The following is a 15764-nucleotide window of genomic DNA, read 5'->3' as shown; positions in this document are numbered from 1 at the left end:
GCTGTCGGTCCAGTCTAGGGACTCAGCGGCCGATCTGCACCTGATAGCTGCGCTGGTCGCCGGGCTGGCTGCCCTTGCATTGGGCCACGCCAGCGGCGTCGACCTCGCAATTGACCGTGTTGCGGGCGTAGGTCTTGCCGTCGCTGCACTTGGGATTGGCCTTCTCCTCGATCACCAGCTTGCCGTTGTCCCAGCGCGCCTCGGCCGGAGCCTCGCAGGCAGCACCGTTCTTCTGCACGAAGCTCACCTTGCCCTTGCCCTTGTCGTCCAGCGTGTAGCTGGGGCGCAGGTCCTTCTCGCCGCTCGCCGTGGCCAACCCGGTCCGGGAGCGCCAGTCGCCCTTTAGGAAGGCGAGATCCTGTTTCTGCTTGGCCTCAGGTGGCACGACCATCGGCTTGGGCTCGTCCTTCTTGGGTTCGTCCTTGGCCCCGGCTGCCTTGTCCTTGTTCTGTTCGTCAGGGCCCTTGGTGCCGCCTTTGTTGTCGGCCTTGTCGGCAACGTTAACGCCGGGTGGCGGGACCGGTTCCGGTGCCGCGCCGCGCTCGATCGGCGCTCCCGGGACGAGCCCACCCACAACCACGCCGCCCGGTCCGATGATGCCGGCCGCGCAATCGCCGCCGCGCCGTGACAGATCGTCGGTGAGGCGCGCCAGTTCCATCCGCAGATTCTCGTTGTCCTGCTGCAGCGTGCTCGCGCGCGTCTGCTGCAGTTCGAGTGGCTGGCGGACGGACAGGCTGAGGGCCCGTTCGCGGGCTTCGGCTTCGAGGTAGGGTTCCAGCCGCGGCAGGTAGGGCCGCACCAGCCAGGCGAGCAGCGCCAGCATCAGCAACAGAAGCAGCGCCAGCAGCAGCCACTGCCACCAGTTCGTGCGCGGGGCTGCGGCCACGAGGGCGGGCGCCGAGACCATGACCGCCTCCGGTCGCGCCGCGGGTCGCGGCGGTACCGGCGGGCTGGCGAGAAAGGCGCCGGGCAGGCTTGCGTCGGCGGTGAAGCCCCAGAAGGTCATGACCGGCTTGCCGTCCACGACGTAGAGGGTCTCCTCGCCGGGCGCGGTGAGCGCATGGCGCAGCAGGCGAGCGAAGTTTCGTTCGGCGCTGGAGCGTTCCGGGGCGTCCATCGTATCGGCCAGCCCCGCCAGGTCGCCGTGCAGGCGCCGGACCTTTTCCAGCACCTGCGTGCGCTGGGCGTCGCTGGCTTCGGAGAGACGGCGGGCTTCACCCTCGAAGGGTGCATACCAGTCGATGCGGCGTCCCGTGGGATCGACCTCGGGGATCGCCAGCAGATCGGCATGCTCGCGCGACAGCCGCGCCGCGATGGCGGCGCGCAGCTGTCCGGCGGCGCGCCATACGGGATCGCCTGCCAGCCCCAGCGCGCGGTAGCGCTGAAGCGGTTCACTGATGAGAAGAGGACCTGCTGCCATCTCTGTTCCTCAACGCGGGCACGCCATGGCGTAGTTCCAGCGCGTACCCAGCATCTGTCCTGTTACGACGACATCGACCGAATAATCCCCGGCGACCGGTTTCCAATCGAAGCCGAAGCCGCCGCGGCCGCTGCGCGGGCCGCCGGTGCCGTTCAGCACCTGGCCGCGATAGATGACCTTAATATCGTCAGGCCGGACGTACAGATTGTAGTTGATGGCGACAAAGCCGGGCTTGTCACCGAGATAATGCTTGTTGCGCGTGATCCCTTCGCCGCCGGAATCGCCCGCCCAGTTGCAGGGCAATTGGCCCGGCGGCGGCCGGCTGGTCGGCGGTGCCGCGGGCGGCGGTGGGGCGGGAGTCGGGGCGGGCTTGGCGGCGACCTGCGGCGGTGGCGGCGGCTTGGGCGGTTCGACCGGCTTGCACAGATCGACCTTCTTCTTGAGATCGACCTGAAGGGCGGCGAGTTCGGCCTTGAGTCGCTTGTCGTCGCCCTGCGCCTCGTCGAGCGAGGCCTTCAGAAGCGGCGTCGGATCGGGCGGGGCCTCGGGTGCGGGCGGCGCCGGTGTTTCGATGGTCGCGACATTCAGCGTCGGATCGACCGGGCTGCAGGCGCGCAACAACCAGGACGTGATCAACAGGAGCAACAGGAGAAGAAGGCCGAACAGCAACGCACTCAGCCAACGCGACCAGCCGAGGCGTGCCGGCAGGGCGACCATGGGCACGCTCGCCATTGTGGCGATCGGTCGTGCTGCCATGGGCGCGGGCGGCGAGGCAAAGGTTTGGAGGCCCTGGGCGGCGTCGGCTTCATAGCCCCACGCGACGATGACCGGCTGGCCATCGACCAAGTAAATGAAATCGTCGGAAGGGCGCGTCGTGGCGAGCTCGAGCGAGCGGCCGATCAGATGTGCCTCTTCGCTCAAGTCGGGTGTCTGGAGTTGCGCGCCGAGTGTACGGATGGCTGCGAGATGAGTCTCGACCGTGCGCAACGCTTCGGCGCGTTCGCCTTCGTCCAGTTCGGCAAGGCGACGGATCTCACCCGAGCGCGCGGCATACCAATCGATGCCGTCATCCGACTCGCGCAACTGCGGATCGGCCAGCGTGTTGGCGGGGCCATCGCCCAGGCGGCGGCGGATCACGGACAGCAACTGGCCGGCCACGGCATGCAGCGGATCGCCGCGCACGCCAAGCGGCCGGACGCCCAGGCGCGTGGTCAAGATCAGAGTGGGGCGTTCGCCCATTCGATGCCGCTGATTGTTGTCTACGGCAGTATAACAGGCGTCGAATCCGGCGGGTTTATGTCCGAGGCAAGATGTTTCCGCCCGGGCTGAGGAACGCCACGGCCCCGGCCGCCTCCAATCGCACAATGGGTGTCGCGAAAACGGCCGACAGGCGCTCCGGATCGAGGATCGGCCGGGCCGGCCCCAGGGCCGTCAGCCGGCCATTCTCCACGATGGCGACCCGGTCGGCGTAGCGCGCCGCCATATTGAGGTCGTGGAGGACGGCCAGCACGCCCAAGCCGCGGTCGACCCTGCGCCGGGCGCTGGCCAGGGCGGCATGCTGGTGGGCGAGGTCGAGGCCGGCGATCGGCTCGTCGAGCAGCAGGAAAGGCAGGCGGCCCGGGTCGGCGTCGCACTGCGCCAGGACGCGGGCGAGCTGCACACGCTGGCGTTCGCCACCCGACAGAACGGCATAGGGCCGGTCGGCGAAGGCCAGCGCCTCGGTTTCAGCCAGCGCCTGCGCCGCAAGCGCGCCGATCTGCCGGTCCGAAAGGCGGCCGCGATGGGCCAGCAGGCCGAGCGAGGCGATCTGCAGGCCGGTGAAGTCGAAGGCAACCGTCGAATGCTGGGGCAACACGGCGCGGCGATGCGCAAGATCGGCCTTCTTCCAGTGCGTGATTGGTCGGTCGGCGAGCAGGACCTGGCCGGCCGCGAGCTGCCGGTCGCCTGCCAGGGCGCTCAGGAGCGTGCTCTTGCCGGCGCCGTTGGGGCCGATGACGGCGAGGAACTCGCCCGGCCTCACCTCGAGGGAGATGTCACGGATGAGGACCTTGTCGCGGGCCCTGACCTCGACCCCAATGGCCTGCAGCGCGCTCACAGGTTGCCCCGGGCAGCGCGGCCGGCGAGCAACCAGAGGAAGAAGGGTCCGCCGACCAAGGCAGTCAGAATGCCGATCGGCAGTTCGGCGGGCGCGACCATGGTACGAGCCAGTGCGTCGGCCAAGACCAGGAAGGCGCCGCCGAACAGCGCCGCGGCAGGCAACAGGGTGCGGTGTCCGGGCCCCAGCAGCAGACGCACGATGTGCGGCGCGATGAGGCCGACGAAACCCACGATGCCCGAGATCGCGACCCCGGCGCCCACTGCGAGGGCGACCTGCGCCACGAGGCGGCGTTTCAGCCGCTCGACGTCGACGCCGATGTGGCCGGCTTCGCGTTCGCCCAAGGCCAGGGCATCGAGCAGGTGCGCAGATGGCAGCAGTGTCGGGATGCTGATGACCAGTACCAGCAGGGCGGGCGCAATCGCCGTCCATGTCACGGCGCCGAAGCCGCCCATCGTCCAGAAGATCAGCGTGCGCAACTGCTGCTCGTCGGCGACGAAGACCAGCATGCCGATGCCGGCCGAGGCGAGGGCATTGATGGCGATCCCGGCCAGCAGGAGCGTGCCCACCAGGGTAACGCCTTCGTGCGCCGCGATCCGGTAGACGACGATAGTGGCGACGAGGCCGCCGAGGAAGGCGGCGACGGGCAAGCCCCACGGCCGCAAGCCGGGCGGTACGATGTGGAACACTTTCTCGCCCAGCACGATCACCGACACGGCGGCCAGGGCCGCGCCGCTCGAGACGCCGAGCAGTCCGGGGTCGGCCAACGGGTTACGGAACAGGCTCTGCATCGCGGCACCACCGGCGGCGAGCGCTGCACCGACGGCGAAGGCTGCGACCACGCGTGGCGCGCGAATGGCATAGAGCACCGCGGCCGTCGTGTCGTCGAGCGGCGCGCTCGACAGCCCGATGGCCGCCAGGAGCTGATCGAACCCGACCGGAAAGGCACCGATGCAGAGCGCGCTCACCACGCTTGCGGCCGCGGCGAGCGCAAAGAGCGGAATGGTACGCTGCGACGCCTGCACCATCATGGCGCGCGGGCGAGTTCGGGATGGAGCGCCGATGCCAGGTCCTGCGCTGCCTGCGGCGTGCGCGGGCCGAAGCCCAGCAGCAGCAGCGCGTCGAACTGCAGCACCTTGCCAGCCCGGCCCGCCGGCGTGCGATGCAATGCCGGCTGATCGAGGATCGCCTCGATGCCGCCCATCGCCTGCACGGTCTGGCGCGTCACCAACACGAAGTCGGCGCGGGACGCGAGGACCGCCTCCGGCGTCAGCGGCCGATAGCCAGCGTAGCCGTCGATCGCATTCGTGCCGCCGGCGAGGCGGATGATGCCGTCCGCCGCCGTGTCGCGGCCGGCGGCCTGAGGCGCGCCGCCGCCCATCGACAACAGGAACAGCACACGCGGCTTGTTGGTCGCCGTCGCAAGTTTCTTTGTGAGTTCCGCCATGTCGGCGCGTCCGCGGGCGATCATCGCGTCGGCTTCCGCCGTCTTGTCCGTCAGGCGCCCGACGGCCGCGATCTTGGCGATCACGCTGTCGTAGTCGTAGTGGTCGGGCAGGACGAGGACCTCGACGCCGGTCGCGCGCAACTGGTCGAGCGTCGTCGCGGGCCCCGCGGCGGTGGTTGCGATCACCAATGTCGGCTTCAGCGACAAGACGCCCTCGGCCGACAGAGCGCGCATGTAGCCCACCTGCGGCAGCGCCCGCGCGGCCGCCGGGTACAGGCTGGTGGTATCGATACCCACCAGCAGCCCCTCGGCGCCCAGGGCATAGACGATCTCGGTGAGGGCGCTGCCGACCGATACGATACGCGGCGGCGTCTGTGCGCGCGCTGTCAAGGAGGCGACGGCAGCGGCCCCCAGGCCAAGCGTGAAGGCATGACGGCGCTTCATTACGACGCCGCCTGCTTCTCGATACGTGTCACCAGCGCGCGCCATTGCTCGAGTTCGGGCTTGCCGGGTTTGCGCTCGCCGAACATCAGCAGAACGTTGCGGTCGCGGTCGTCGAAGGCCTCGATCGAGGTGACGATGCCGTCCACGGTCGGCTTGCGCACGGAGAAGACGCGCACCACGCCGCTGTCGCGCAGATGCAGGTTGAAGGTCGGGTCGAGCACATTGAACCAACCGTGCGTCTCGACCAGCCGCTTGACCGGTCCGGTATGGATCTGGATGCAGCCCCGGTTGCCGACGAAGATCATGATCGGCGTTCCATCGGCGCCGGCGGCTTCGATCGCCGAGCGCAGCGCCCGCGCCGGCAGATCGCGAGCGAGCTCCTCGCCGACCACGCGCAGGGCCTGTACGCGGCCGACCTTGAACTTGCCCAGCATGCCGAAGAACTCGTGAGTGTCCTTCATCGCCCGCCAGGCGTTGCGCAGGCCCTCGACGTCGATCTCTGCGTCGGCACGGTCCGGGGCATCGGGCGCGCGTGGAGCGATCTCCAGCACGGTCGGCGTTTCGGCACGGTAGCGCGCGACCAGGGCGTCGAAGGCCTTCCGGTCGGTCTCGTCGGTGGCGTAGATCTTGTGCACGGCCTCGCCCGAAGCGTCGAAGAACTGCAGGCTGAGCCGCTCGCCGTTCTTCAGCGGCTCGCGGACCGCGAAGCCGTAGCGCCAGTTGGACAGAAACAGCCGCAGATCGATATCGGGTCCGAGGACGACGCCGTGCGGGCCCGATACCTGGACGTCGTCGAAGCGCCCGTGGCGCTCGTGCACGCAATGCTCGTTGCGTGTCAGGCACATCACCCGACCGACCGACGGCATGTCGTTGAGCAGCGCGCGCCAGTCCGAGGCCAGCGGCGTTGCCGTCCGCCCGACGCCCAGCGCGACCAGCTCGGCTTCACCGACACCCAGCGTCGTGGCGGCATCGCGGATGCGCAGCGCCGGCTGCTCACCGCGCAGCCGGGTCCAGCGGGCGGCAAGGTCGCCATTCGAGGTCGAAAGCATGAGAGTCTCCTTCTTCAATTCAAGTTCAACGCAGGTGGAAACGAACGGGAATTTCGACCCATGCGGCGACGGGACGGCCACCGCGCACGGCCGGGTGGAAGTGCCAGCCGTGCACGGCGGTGAGCGCCGCGCGGTCGAGCAGGCCAAAGCCGCTGCTGCGCCACAGCCGGATTTCGGCGGCCGTGCCGTCGGGCTCGAGACGGACACGCACCACGACCTCGCCCTGCTGGCCGAGCTCTATGGCGCGGGGTGGATAGACGGCGGGCTTGGGCGGAATGCGATAGCGTGGGTGGCCTTCCCATACGATCGATTCGCCCGGCGCCGTGGTCGCCTGCTGGGTGACTGCCGCATTGCCCGCATCGGGTGTCGTCGCGGCCTGCGCGACATTGGCGCGCTTCGTGGCCGGTCGGGGTGGCGCCGGCTTGGGCGGCGTGGGCTTCGGCGGTTCGTCCGGCTTCAGATCCGTCACCTTCAAGGGCGGCGGTTCCTCGGGGGGCGGAAGATCGACCTTGATCTCCGGGACGACGTCGGGCTCCGGGATCTTCTCGAGGGGAAGCGGCGGCTCGGGTGGTTGTATCGCGGCCTCGAGCGTGGGAGCTGGTGGCTCCGGTGGCGACGGTGTCTCATCGGCCAATGCGCCGTCGGGTTCGGCGGTGGCCCCCACCGTCGGTGCGGCGACGGAGAATTCGAGGAAGAGCGCCGGCTCCTCTGACACCGTACTGCCCAGGGTTCCGGCGATCAGGAAAAGCGGAAGAACGGCAAGCCCGTGCAGCGCGAACGACAACGCCATCGGCACGCGGGTTGCGCGTGCCGATGGCGCCGGCAGTCGTCCGGCTGAGAGGGCTGCCGGGACTACCATCTCGCCGTCAGGTTGACGCCGAAGTAGCGGGCCGGCTGGGCGTAGAGGTCGAGCTGCGGGTTCGTCGTGTTGAGTCCGATCACGTCCGCCGAGTTCCAGTACTTGGCGTTGGTGATGTTGAAGGCGCCGGCGTTGAACTTGACGTGGTTGCCCCAGGTGTATCCGACGGTGGCGTCGATGTTGAAGTAGGCCGGCGTCTGGAAGTAGTTCGGGTTGCTCACCATGTTGTGCTGGGCGACCATCGTGCCGATGACCTGCGCATTGAGGCCCGTGTCACTGCCGTAGCGGATGCGCCCCTGCGACGCCCACGGGCTGACGGAATCCACCGGCAGGCCGGTCCTGGTATCCGTGCCCTGGGCAAAGGCCGTCCAGCCCAGCACTGCCCAATTGGGCGCGAAGCGGTATTCGCCGCGCGCTTCGACGCCCCAGATCGTGACGTTCGTCAGGTTGACGTACTGGAACTGGGTGATCGGCCCGACCTGGCCGACCGTGACCGTCTCGATGAAGTTGTTGTAGAGATTGTAGAAGCCGGTGAGCTGCCAGCTCGATCCGGTGGCGTACTTGCCGCGAAAGCCGACTTCGAAGCTGTTGGCGGTCTCGGGCTTCAGGTTGGCGTTGGGCAGGATCTGGTAGAACGACGCGGTGTTGGTGAAGCCGAAGTTGGCGTTGTCATAGGGCGGCGCGCGGAAGCCGGTCGCGTACTGGAAGTAGCTCGAGTAGGTGTCGGTGTAGTGATAGACGACGCCGAGCTTCGGCGACGCCGACACGTAGGTGCTCGCGGCCGGCACGATGTTCAGAGTGGCACCGGTCGAGTTCCAGAAATATTTGTCGGGATTGGGATTGAGGCTGTAGTAGTCGACCCGTACCGCCGGCGTGACGACGAGACGGCCGTCGAGGGCGGTGATTTCGTCCTGGATGTAGGCGCCGGCCTGGATGGTCTCGGTGTCGGGGAAGTTCTTGTTGGGGTAGGTCTCGCCGCCCACCACCTGGGTCGTCACGCCGGTCGCCAGCGTGATCTGCGCGCGGTTGCGCGGCCGGGTCGTCGATGTGTGGAAGAAGCTCAGGCCGTAGGTCATGAAGTTGCGCAGATCGAAGATCTTTGCGTCGGTGTTCATCTGCAGTTCAGCGCCGGTTACGGCCTGGTTGAAGAGAAACGACGACGCCCGCGCGTTGGTCGGGATGATGCCGTTGGTCGCGCCGCGCAGCTGGTAGGTATCGGCCTGGGTGTTGACCGAGTTGTAGTAGGCCAGGAAATCGACACGATCGATGAAGCCGATCGGCGCCTCGTGCACCCATTGGCCGCTGATCCGGTAGGTGTTGGTGTAGTCCTGCCCCCATTCGTCGTAGACGCGCGTGACCAGGGCCGGGAACCGCCCGACGCCCGACAGCATCTGCGTGCTCTGTTGGCCCTGGGTGTAGCCGCCGGTGATGCGGACCGTGTCGACGTCGGTCGGCTTGATGACCAGCTTGGCCAGGAAATCGTTGTTGGACCAGGTCGTCGGATTGGGGCCGAGCGAGGATTGCGCCGGCGTGAACTGCTGGCCGTCGCGGCGGGTGTAGATGCCGAGGAACTCGACGTTGCCGGAGCGCAGCGCGCCGGTGAAGCTTTCGGCGAACATCTGGTTGGCGCTGCTGTAGGCGCTCTTGACGCTGCCGTAGAGGTTATTGTCGTTGCCCTTGAAGTAGTCGCCCGGATCCTTGGTCGTGTAGGCCACGACACCACCGATCGCGTCCGAGCCATAGAGCGCCGAGGCGGGGCCGCGGATGATCTCGACCCGCTTGATGTCCTCGAGGTCGGGCTGTTCACGGGTGTAGGTGCCGGCGCCGGTGTTGCTGTCAGGGAAGTCGGGCACGCGCATGCCGTCGACGATGACTAGGACGCGGTTGCCGCCGATGCCGCGGATCACGAAGTTCTGGAAGCCGGCGCGGTTAGGGTTGTTGCCGACGGTGACGCCGGGCTCGTTGCGCACGAGGTCGCGGACGTCCTGCATGTTCTCACGGTCGATGTCTTCGGTGGTGGTCACCGAGACGGTGGCCGCTACGTCGTCCAGCGGACGCTTGCTGCGCGTCGCCGCCGTCGTCACGGCGTCGAGCTGGGTGGGAATGGGCGTGGCCGCGGGTGGGGCCTGCGCCGGCGCGGCCGGATCCGGTACCGCGGCGGGCGGTGTCTGTGCCGACGTCGGCGCCGGGATCGTGTATCCGATCGCCGTTGTCGCCAGCAAGGCATAGAGAATTGAACGCGTTTTCATAGCCAGGTCCCCCAAAGACAAAAAAGGACGCCTGGCTGGCAGTGATCCGTGCGGACCGGCTGGCTGGGCAGTTTAGCCGAGAGGGGATGGCCTCTCGGGGTTCGGTTACTTGGTCAGGATCAGTTTGTTGGAAGCGGTGACCCGGAGGCGGTAGCTCTCGGCGCCATGCCGGATGATCAGTTCACGCCGGCCGCTCATCAGCGTGATGCTGTCGACCACGGGCGCCGCCGGATCCGGCCGGTTGGCATCGGCTTCGTTGATCCGTGCTGCCCGCGATGGCTGGTTCATGCGCTTCTCACCTCCTCTAGAATATTTGAGTTGCGACTGACTCTCAATTGCATAATATGACCGCCGCTGTCAACGCTTGGCCAACCGTCGGAGAGGTCATGGAAAGCTCGTCAGAACAGGGACTTAGGCCTCTCCAAGCATCTGCCAGGCCGGGCTGCGGCCGGCTGGGTTGCGCCTGCGGCCTGCCGATCAGCGAACGCTTCGTGCTGTGGGCGCTGCGTCAGTGGCAGCACGATCGGGCGCTGCCGGAAGAAGGCTCGACGCTCCACCGCGGCTTCCAGATGGCGGGCCTTCTTGATGCGCTGCCCGATTTCGCCATCGCCATGGATGCCTTTCTGTTCGGCGCCCGGCGAGCCATGGAAATTCACTTGCCGACCTGCTCGAAGGTCAGTTGCGACGAGGCGACCCTGGTCGCCTTGTGCGGGTTGGCGCAAGGCCACTACGACGGACCGCTGCTCGCCTCGCTCGACGTGATGATGGCGCCAACGGCGTCGCGTGTCGCCGCCATCCGGTTGAAGGCCTTCGCCGTCGCTCTCTTCAATGCGGGCCTGCGGCTCTCGCCGCTACCGGGCGCCGCCGGCGCGCGGCTGAACTGATGATGACCGCGCCTGAACCCGATCGTCTCGCGGAACTGCAGCACGCCATGCGGCTGATCGCCGACGCGGTCGAGAGCCTGCCCGACGATTGCCGCGATCTCGCCGGCAATGCGCTGCTCAACATCGCCGCCGAAGCGGTCGCGCAGGACGTCGGCTGCGCCGAGGCCGGCCGCATCTTCGCCCGGCTGGGTGACCTGCTGGCGCGCGGACTTCAGCCGCCGATGGCCCAACCCATCTCGCTCACCGGCTTCGACGCGTGATGGAAGACCACGCCCGCAGCATCCCGGTCCTGGCGTCGCTCGACATTTCCGAGACGCGGGATTTCTACGTCTGGCATCTCGGCTTTTCCAACGACTATGCCGACGACAACTATCTCATCGTCAAACGCGACGAGATGGAACTCCATTTCTGGAAGACCGACGACCGGCGGTTCCCGGAAAATACGTCATGCTACATACGCGGTGGCCAGGTCCCGGCGCTTTTCGAGGAATTCCAGCAGCGCCGCGTGCCGCACCTGTCGCCCTTCGAGGTGAGGCCGTGGAACATGAAGGAATTCTACATCCACGACCCGCACGGCAACCTGCTGAAGTTCGGCTGCGGCGAGTGGTAACCAACTAGATCTCGATCCGGCCGCCCAGTTCGACGACGCGATTGGCCGGCAGGCCGAAGAAGTCGCCGGGGCTTATGGCGAAGCGGGCGAGCATCAGGAAAAGCCTCTGCTGCCAGCGCGGCAACATGGGCCGGTCGCCGCCGACAATGCTGTTGCGGCCGATGAAATAGGTCGTGTGCTCCGGGTCGACGGGAATTCCGCTGTCGGTAAGCCCGGCTATGTCGTGCGACACGTCGGGCTTTTCCATGAATCCGTAGCGCAGCAGAACGCGATGGATGCCGTTGCCGAGATCGGCGACTTCGCGGCGCGTTTGCGGTGCCACGAAGGGCTCATCCGCAATATGGACGGTGAGCAGGACGACATTCTCGTGCAGCGCCTCGTTGTGGATGAGGTTTCGTCTCATGCAGTTCGACGCATTGTCCGAGAAGGCCGTGAGATAGACCGCCGTGCCCCGTGCGCGATGCCAACCGCTGGAGTCGAAGCCGCTCAGCAGGGCGTCGAGCGGCACGGCCCTCTCCTTTTCGCGGACCGCGACGGCGAGGCGGCCCTTCAGCCACGTCCACATCGCCATGAAGATCACCGCGGCGATCAGGAGCGGCACCCAACCGCCATGGAAGAACTTCAGCATGTTGGACGAGACCATCGTCGCGTCGATGGCGATGAAGAATCCGAAAACCAGGATCGCGGCCGGCCAACCCCATTTCCATCCGCGCACGGCGAGGCCCAGCATCAACACACTGGTCACCAGCATCGTGCCGGTGACGGCGATGCCGTAGGCAGCGGCAATGCTCGAAGACGTATTGAAGGCGAGGACCAGCGCCACCACGCCGACCATCTGCAGCCCATTGACGGCCGGCACGTAGATCTGGCCGAACTCGCTGGCCGATGTGTGCTGGATGCGCAGCCGCGGGCTGAGGCCCAGCAGGGCTGCCTGCTGGGCCATGGAAAAGGCACCGGAAATGGTGGCCTGCGAGGCGATCACCGTCGCCGCCGTGGCGAGGGCGACCAGCGGATAGAGCGCCCAGCGCGGCGCCAGGCGGAAGAAGGGATTCTCGAGCGACGTCGGATCGACCAGCAGCAGCGCGCCCTGTCCGTAGTAGTTTACCAGCAGCGACGGCAGCACGAGTCCGAGCCAGGCCAGGCGGATGGGCGTGCGGCCGAAATGCCCCATGTCGGCGTAGAGCGCCTCGGCACCGGTGAAGGCGAGCGTAACCGCGCCCAGCGCCACGAAGGCCGCGACCTTGTGGCGAAGGGCGAACTCGATCGCGTGCAGGGGCGAGAGGGCCGCCAGCACCTGGGGGTGATTAATGACGTGCTGAGCGCCAAGCGCGAACAGGGCGATGAACCACAGCAGCATGATCGGCCCGAACCAGCGGCCGACGCCGGTGGTCCCGAAGTGCTGCAGGGCGAACAGGCCCACGATCAGGCCGATCGAGATCGGCACCACCAGCGGTGCGAAGTCGGGCGTGGCGACGTTGAGGCCCTCGACTGCGCTCAATACCGAGATCGCCGGCGTCAGCAGGCAGTCGCCGTAGAAGAGGGCGGCGCCGGCGATCCCGAGCATCATATAGATCCGCCGCCGGCGCTCGGAGAGCCCCGTCTCCTGCAGGACCAACGCCATCAATGCCAGCACGCCGCCTTCGCCGTGGTTGTCGGCGCGCATCACCACGAGGACGTATTTCAGGGTGACGACGATGATCAGGGCCCAGGTGATCAGCGACAGTATGCCCAGCACATTGTCGGTGGTCGGCTTGATGCCGGTATAGTCGCTGAAGCACGTGCTGACGGTGTAGAGCGGGCTGGTTCCAATATCGCCGAAGACGACGCCGAGCGCCGCCAGCGTCAGCGCCGCCGTGCGCTTCCGGCCGGCAGGTTCCGTCGGCGAGCCGATGGCCGTCATGCTGGTATTCGTCCACTCCCCCCGTACAGGCGATTGATCCTACGCGTGATTTCCCCGAGGCTGCAGCCGGAAATGTCGACGGAGGAAGAAAATGGCCGAGAGTGAGAACTACAAGAAGGGCACCGAGATCCGAGCCAAGCTGATGGGCGCTGCCTACGCCGACAAGATGAACAAGACGGTCTACGACGACCCGATCATGAAGAAGTTCGGCGACTACTCCCGCGAAGCCGTGTTCGGCATGCTGTGGACGCGGCCTGGCCTCGACATGAAGACGCGGGCGCTGATCTGCTGCATCTCCGACACGTCGCAGGCACGCTGGCCGGAGCTCGCCATTCATCTCCGCATGGCGCGCAACCAGGGCTGGACCGAGGACGAACTCAGCGAGGCGCTGCTGCACCTTAGCGGCTATATCGGCCTGCCCTCGGTGCGTGAGGGGTTGCTGGTGGCCAAGGAAGTATTCGAAGAGATGCGCAAGGAAGGCTGACCGACATGGTGGCGATGACGACCAGCGATCTGCCCCTGGAGCGGATCGCCCGGGGCAAGGTGCGCGATGTCTATGCGGTCGATGCCGACCGGCTGCTGCTGGTGGCGACCGATCGCGTCAGTGCCTACGACGTGGTGATGGCCGAGCCCATCCCCAAGAAGGGCGCGGTGCTGACCCAGGTGAGCGCCTGGTGGTTCCGCCAGCTGGGCGACGTGGTGAAGCACCACATGATCTCGGCCGATGCCGGCGAGATTGGGGCCGCCGTGCCGGCGCTCAAGCCGCATCGCGCGGAAATCGCGGGGCGGGCGATGCTGTGCCGGCGCGGCACGGTGTTCCCGATCGAGTGCGTCGTGCGTGGCTATATCACCGGCTCGGCGTGGCGGGAGTATGCCAAGACCGGCACGCTGGCCGGCGAGGCCTTGCCGGCAGGCCTCAAGGAGAGCGGCCGGCTCGACCCGCCGATCTTCAGCCCGGCGACCAAGGCCGAGAGCGGCCATGACGAGAACATCACCATCGCAGAGATGAAGAAGGCGCTGGGCGCCGAGGCGACGGCTGAACTCGAGCGGCTGACGCGCCTCGTCTACACCAGGGGCCGCGACATCGCGCTCCGGCAGGGCATCATCATCGCCGACACCAAATTCGAGTTCGGCCGTACCAAGTCGGGCGAGATCCTACTGATCGACGAGGTGATGACCCCGGACAGCTCGCGTTTCTGGCCGGCCGACGGCTATGCCGAAGGCCGCCCGCAGCCCAGCTTCGACAAGCAGCCGCTGCGCGACTGGCTCGACGTCGAGCGCCATGCCGGGCGATGGAACGGCGAGGCACCACCGCCCAAGCTGCCGCCGGAGATCGTCGAGGCCACCAGCAAACGCTACCTCGAGGCCTATCGCCGGCTGACCGGCGCCGACCTCGTCATTCCCGAGTAGAGGAAGGGGTACCCGGCGCGGTGGTGAGACGGCGCCGGGCTCGTTGACGGTCGTCTCAGCTGCGCGCCGCGCGGCGGGTACGGGCCGCCAGTTGCTCGCGCACCCACAGGAAGAGCGCGGCCAGCGGCAGCCAGCCCAGCCAGCGCAGGCCCTCGAGCATGTACTCGCCTTCGTCCTTGGCAAGCAGGTAGTCGACCTGCACCTTCCAGACGCTGGCCGCGACCTCGAAGGCCAGCATCCAGACCAGCAGCGCCGGCAGCAGGACGACCAGCGGCTTCATGTGCTCCGCCAGCCGCTCGCTGTACCAGGGGCCGAGCGAGATCGAGAAGATCAGGATCGCCACCACCAGCTTGGTTGCCGGATGAGCCTCGAACCAGGCCACCAGCAGCGGTTCGCGCACGATCATCGAGTAGGCCGTCCAGGCCAGCACCGCGCCGCCCAGCAGGATGACCGAGGGATAGCGGTCGACCAGCTTGATGACGAGCTGGCTGCCCCAGACGATGATCGGCACGCTGATGGCGAGGCCGAGCACGATCAGCAGGATGCTGCCGTGGGCCGCGCCGCCGATCGCCAGCACGTTGTCGACACCCATGACGGCGTCGGCGATCACGATGGTGCGGACCGCGCCGGCGAAGGTCGCCGCCGGCGCCTTGGCGAGATGGTTGGCCGCGGCGTCGGGCTCGGGCGTGAGCAGCTTGCGCGCGATCCAGACCAGGGCGAGGCCGCCGCCCAGCATGAAGCCGGGAACGGCCAGGATATAGACGACCAGGATGGCCATCGCGGCGCGGATGGCGATGGCGCCGAAGGTGCCCCAGAAGATGACCTTGTTCTGGGTGTTCTTGGGCAGGTTGCGGGCGACCAGGCCGATGATGAGCGCATTGTCGCCCGCCAGCACCAGGTCGATCAGGATGATGGCGAACAGCGCCGACAGAAATGCGGCTGAAAAGAATTCGAGTTCCACGACGATCTCCAACGAAAAATGAACGTGAGCCGCCGGCCCCGGGCATGAAGCAGGGAGCCGGTGGCAGTTTCAGTCTGTCGTCAGAGCTTTATGGGAACCTTCTCGACGCCCCCCGGCGGGGCGGGGCGCAGGGCCCTGTAGAAGACGGTGCTGCCGATGCGCAGCACGGTGATGCCGGCCGCCAGGGCCGCGCCTGCCAGCAGGAGCTGCAGGAGATGCCAGTGCCGCATCGCCAGCACGGAGAATTCGCCGCCGAGGTCGAACAAGGCGACTTCCAGTCCTGCCTCGCCGATCCACGCCGGATCGACGGCGTCACCGAACGCGGCCAGGATCATGCAGATCACCACCGCCGCGACGAACAGCTCGCCGCCGGGAGAGACGGTCCGGACGGCGTTGGCGGCGCGGGGCGAGCGATGGATCAGCAGCATGACTCGAT

Annotated in this window: 17 protein-coding genes; 5 read left to right on the top strand and 12 right to left on the bottom strand. The window is 67.4% G+C overall.

What is annotated here, in order from left to right; all coding sequences use genetic code 11:
* Positions 1-22: 22 nt before the first annotated feature.
* The 9 genes from EPO55_RS23430 to EPO55_RS23390 form a co-directional block, all read right to left on the bottom strand.
* On the bottom strand, positions 23-1420 hold the full coding sequence (locus EPO55_RS23430) for a hypothetical protein (protein WP_296339816.1): 1398 nt from the start codon (positions 1418-1420) through the stop codon (positions 23-25).
* Positions 1421-1429: 9 nt separating this feature from the next.
* On the bottom strand, positions 1430-2635 hold the full coding sequence (locus EPO55_RS23425; RefSeq protein WP_296339815.1) for a hypothetical protein: 1206 nt from the start codon (positions 2633-2635) through the stop codon (positions 1430-1432).
* A 79-nt stretch (positions 2636-2714) separates the two neighbouring features.
* Positions 2715-3515 (bottom strand): heme ABC transporter ATP-binding protein, encoded by an 801-nt coding sequence (locus EPO55_RS23420; protein WP_296339814.1) that lies wholly within the window; start codon positions 3513-3515, stop codon positions 2715-2717.
* Entirely contained in the window at positions 3512-4546 is a 1035-nt protein-coding gene (locus EPO55_RS23415; RefSeq protein ID WP_296339812.1) for an iron ABC transporter permease, read from the bottom strand. The genes EPO55_RS23420 and EPO55_RS23415 overlap by 4 nt, the downstream gene beginning before the upstream one ends.
* Positions 4543-5406 carry an ABC transporter substrate-binding protein gene (locus EPO55_RS23410; RefSeq protein ID WP_296339811.1) on the bottom strand — a complete coding sequence of 288 codons (864 nt, stop codon included), beginning with the start codon at positions 5404-5406 and terminating at the stop codon, positions 4543-4545. Before EPO55_RS23410 ends, EPO55_RS23415 begins: the two co-directional genes overlap by 4 nt.
* Complete coding sequence (locus tag EPO55_RS23405) at positions 5406-6455, bottom strand: ChuX/HutX family heme-like substrate-binding protein (RefSeq protein WP_296339810.1); 1050 nt, start codon at positions 6453-6455, stop codon at positions 5406-5408. Before EPO55_RS23405 ends, EPO55_RS23410 begins: the two co-directional genes overlap by 1 nt.
* A 25-nt stretch (positions 6456-6480) precedes the next feature.
* On the bottom strand, positions 6481-7245 hold the full coding sequence (locus tag EPO55_RS23400; RefSeq protein WP_296339809.1) for an energy transducer TonB: 765 nt from the start codon (positions 7243-7245) through the stop codon (positions 6481-6483).
* A gap of 62 nt (positions 7246-7307) precedes the next feature.
* Positions 7308-9563 carry a TonB-dependent hemoglobin/transferrin/lactoferrin family receptor gene (locus EPO55_RS23395; protein WP_296339807.1) on the bottom strand — a complete coding sequence of 752 codons (2256 nt, stop codon included), beginning with the start codon at positions 9561-9563 and terminating at the stop codon, positions 7308-7310.
* A gap of 105 nt (positions 9564-9668) precedes the next feature.
* Positions 9669-9851, bottom strand: coding sequence for a hemin uptake protein HemP (locus tag EPO55_RS23390; protein ID WP_296339806.1), 183 nt, complete (start codon positions 9849-9851; stop codon positions 9669-9671).
* 98 nt (positions 9852-9949) lie between these two features.
* Here EPO55_RS23390 and EPO55_RS23385 point away from each other — a divergent pair, with 98 nt between their 5' ends.
* Genes EPO55_RS23385 through EPO55_RS23375 form a run of 3 tightly spaced genes read left to right on the top strand, consistent with a single transcriptional unit; the run spans position 9950 to position 11057 of the window.
* On the top strand, positions 9950-10447 hold the full coding sequence (locus tag EPO55_RS23385; RefSeq protein ID WP_296339804.1) for a hypothetical protein: 498 nt from the start codon (positions 9950-9952) through the stop codon (positions 10445-10447).
* Positions 10447-10707, top strand: coding sequence for a hypothetical protein (locus EPO55_RS23380; RefSeq protein WP_296339801.1), 261 nt, complete (start codon positions 10447-10449; stop codon positions 10705-10707). Before EPO55_RS23385 ends, EPO55_RS23380 begins: the two co-directional genes overlap by 1 nt.
* Entirely contained in the window at positions 10707-11057 is a 351-nt protein-coding gene (locus tag EPO55_RS23375; RefSeq protein WP_296339800.1) for a VOC family protein, read from the top strand. Before EPO55_RS23380 ends, EPO55_RS23375 begins: the two co-directional genes overlap by 1 nt.
* A gap of 4 nt (positions 11058-11061) precedes the next feature.
* Here EPO55_RS23375 and EPO55_RS23370 read toward each other — a convergent pair whose 3' ends face one another.
* Positions 11062-12957, bottom strand: coding sequence for a potassium transporter Kup (locus EPO55_RS23370; RefSeq protein WP_296339799.1), 1896 nt, complete (start codon positions 12955-12957; stop codon positions 11062-11064).
* Positions 12958-13048: 91 nt separating this feature from the next.
* Here EPO55_RS23370 and EPO55_RS23365 point away from each other — a divergent pair, with 91 nt between their 5' ends.
* Together EPO55_RS23365 and EPO55_RS23360 are read left to right on the top strand one after the other, a co-directional pair.
* The gene (locus EPO55_RS23365; protein WP_296339798.1) at positions 13049-13441 is read left to right on the top strand and encodes a carboxymuconolactone decarboxylase family protein; all 393 of its coding nucleotides are present in this window, start codon (positions 13049-13051) and stop codon (positions 13439-13441) included.
* A gap of 5 nt (positions 13442-13446) precedes the next feature.
* Positions 13447-14367 (top strand): phosphoribosylaminoimidazolesuccinocarboxamide synthase, encoded by a 921-nt coding sequence (locus EPO55_RS23360; RefSeq protein WP_296339797.1) that lies wholly within the window; start codon positions 13447-13449, stop codon positions 14365-14367.
* 55 nt (positions 14368-14422) lie between these two features.
* On the opposite strand, the gene EPO55_RS23355 is transcribed toward EPO55_RS23360, so the two are convergent.
* Together EPO55_RS23355 and EPO55_RS23350 are read right to left on the bottom strand one after the other, a co-directional pair.
* Positions 14423-15328 (bottom strand): TerC family protein, encoded by a 906-nt coding sequence (locus EPO55_RS23355; RefSeq protein ID WP_296339796.1) that lies wholly within the window; start codon positions 15326-15328, stop codon positions 14423-14425.
* Positions 15329-15408: 80 nt separating this feature from the next.
* The gene (locus EPO55_RS23350) at positions 15409-15756 is read right to left on the bottom strand and encodes a hypothetical protein (RefSeq protein ID WP_296339795.1); all 348 of its coding nucleotides are present in this window, start codon (positions 15754-15756) and stop codon (positions 15409-15411) included.
* Positions 15757-15764: the final 8 nt, after the last annotated feature.

Origin of the sequence: Reyranella sp., assembly GCF_004296935.1 — a bacterium.
GTDB lineage: Bacteria > Pseudomonadota > Alphaproteobacteria > Reyranellales > Reyranellaceae > Reyranella.
The sequence above is the reverse complement of the archived record's forward strand: the minus strand, read 5'-3'. Positions and strand labels throughout refer to the sequence as shown.

Bases quoted from the DNA above. Each gene is read 5' to 3' on its own strand.
- EPO55_RS23380 (WP_296339801.1), top strand. From the start codon at position 10,447: ATGATGACCGCGCCTGAACCCGATCGTCTCGCGGAACTGCAGCACGCC.
- EPO55_RS23400 (WP_296339809.1), bottom strand. From the start codon at position 7,245: ATGGCGTTGTCGTTCGCGCTGCACGGGCTTGCCGTTCTTCCGCTTTTC.
- EPO55_RS23410 (WP_296339811.1), bottom strand. From the start codon at position 5,406: ATGAAGCGCCGTCATGCCTTCACGCTTGGCCTGGGGGCCGCTGCCGTC.
- EPO55_RS23365 (WP_296339798.1), top strand. From the start codon at position 13,049: ATGGCCGAGAGTGAGAACTACAAGAAGGGCACCGAGATCCGAGCCAAG.
- EPO55_RS23360 (WP_296339797.1), top strand. From the start codon at position 13,447: ATGGTGGCGATGACGACCAGCGATCTGCCCCTGGAGCGGATCGCCCGG.
- EPO55_RS23405 (WP_296339810.1), bottom strand. From the start codon at position 6,455: ATGCTTTCGACCTCGAATGGCGACCTTGCCGCCCGCTGGACCCGGCTG.
- EPO55_RS23375 (WP_296339800.1), top strand. From the start codon at position 10,707: ATGGAAGACCACGCCCGCAGCATCCCGGTCCTGGCGTCGCTCGACATT.
- EPO55_RS23385 (WP_296339804.1), top strand. From the start codon at position 9,950: ATGGAAAGCTCGTCAGAACAGGGACTTAGGCCTCTCCAAGCATCTGCC.
- EPO55_RS23370 (WP_296339799.1), bottom strand. From the start codon at position 12,957: ATGACGGCCATCGGCTCGCCGACGGAACCTGCCGGCCGGAAGCGCACG.
- EPO55_RS23415 (WP_296339812.1), bottom strand. From the start codon at position 4,546: ATGATGGTGCAGGCGTCGCAGCGTACCATTCCGCTCTTTGCGCTCGCC.
- EPO55_RS23390 (WP_296339806.1), bottom strand. From the start codon at position 9,851: ATGAACCAGCCATCGCGGGCAGCACGGATCAACGAAGCCGATGCCAAC.
- EPO55_RS23430 (WP_296339816.1), bottom strand. From the start codon at position 1,420: ATGGCAGCAGGTCCTCTTCTCATCAGTGAACCGCTTCAGCGCTACCGC.
- EPO55_RS23350 (WP_296339795.1), bottom strand. From the start codon at position 15,756: ATGCTGCTGATCCATCGCTCGCCCCGCGCCGCCAACGCCGTCCGGACC.
- EPO55_RS23395 (WP_296339807.1), bottom strand. From the start codon at position 9,563: ATGAAAACGCGTTCAATTCTCTATGCCTTGCTGGCGACAACGGCGATC.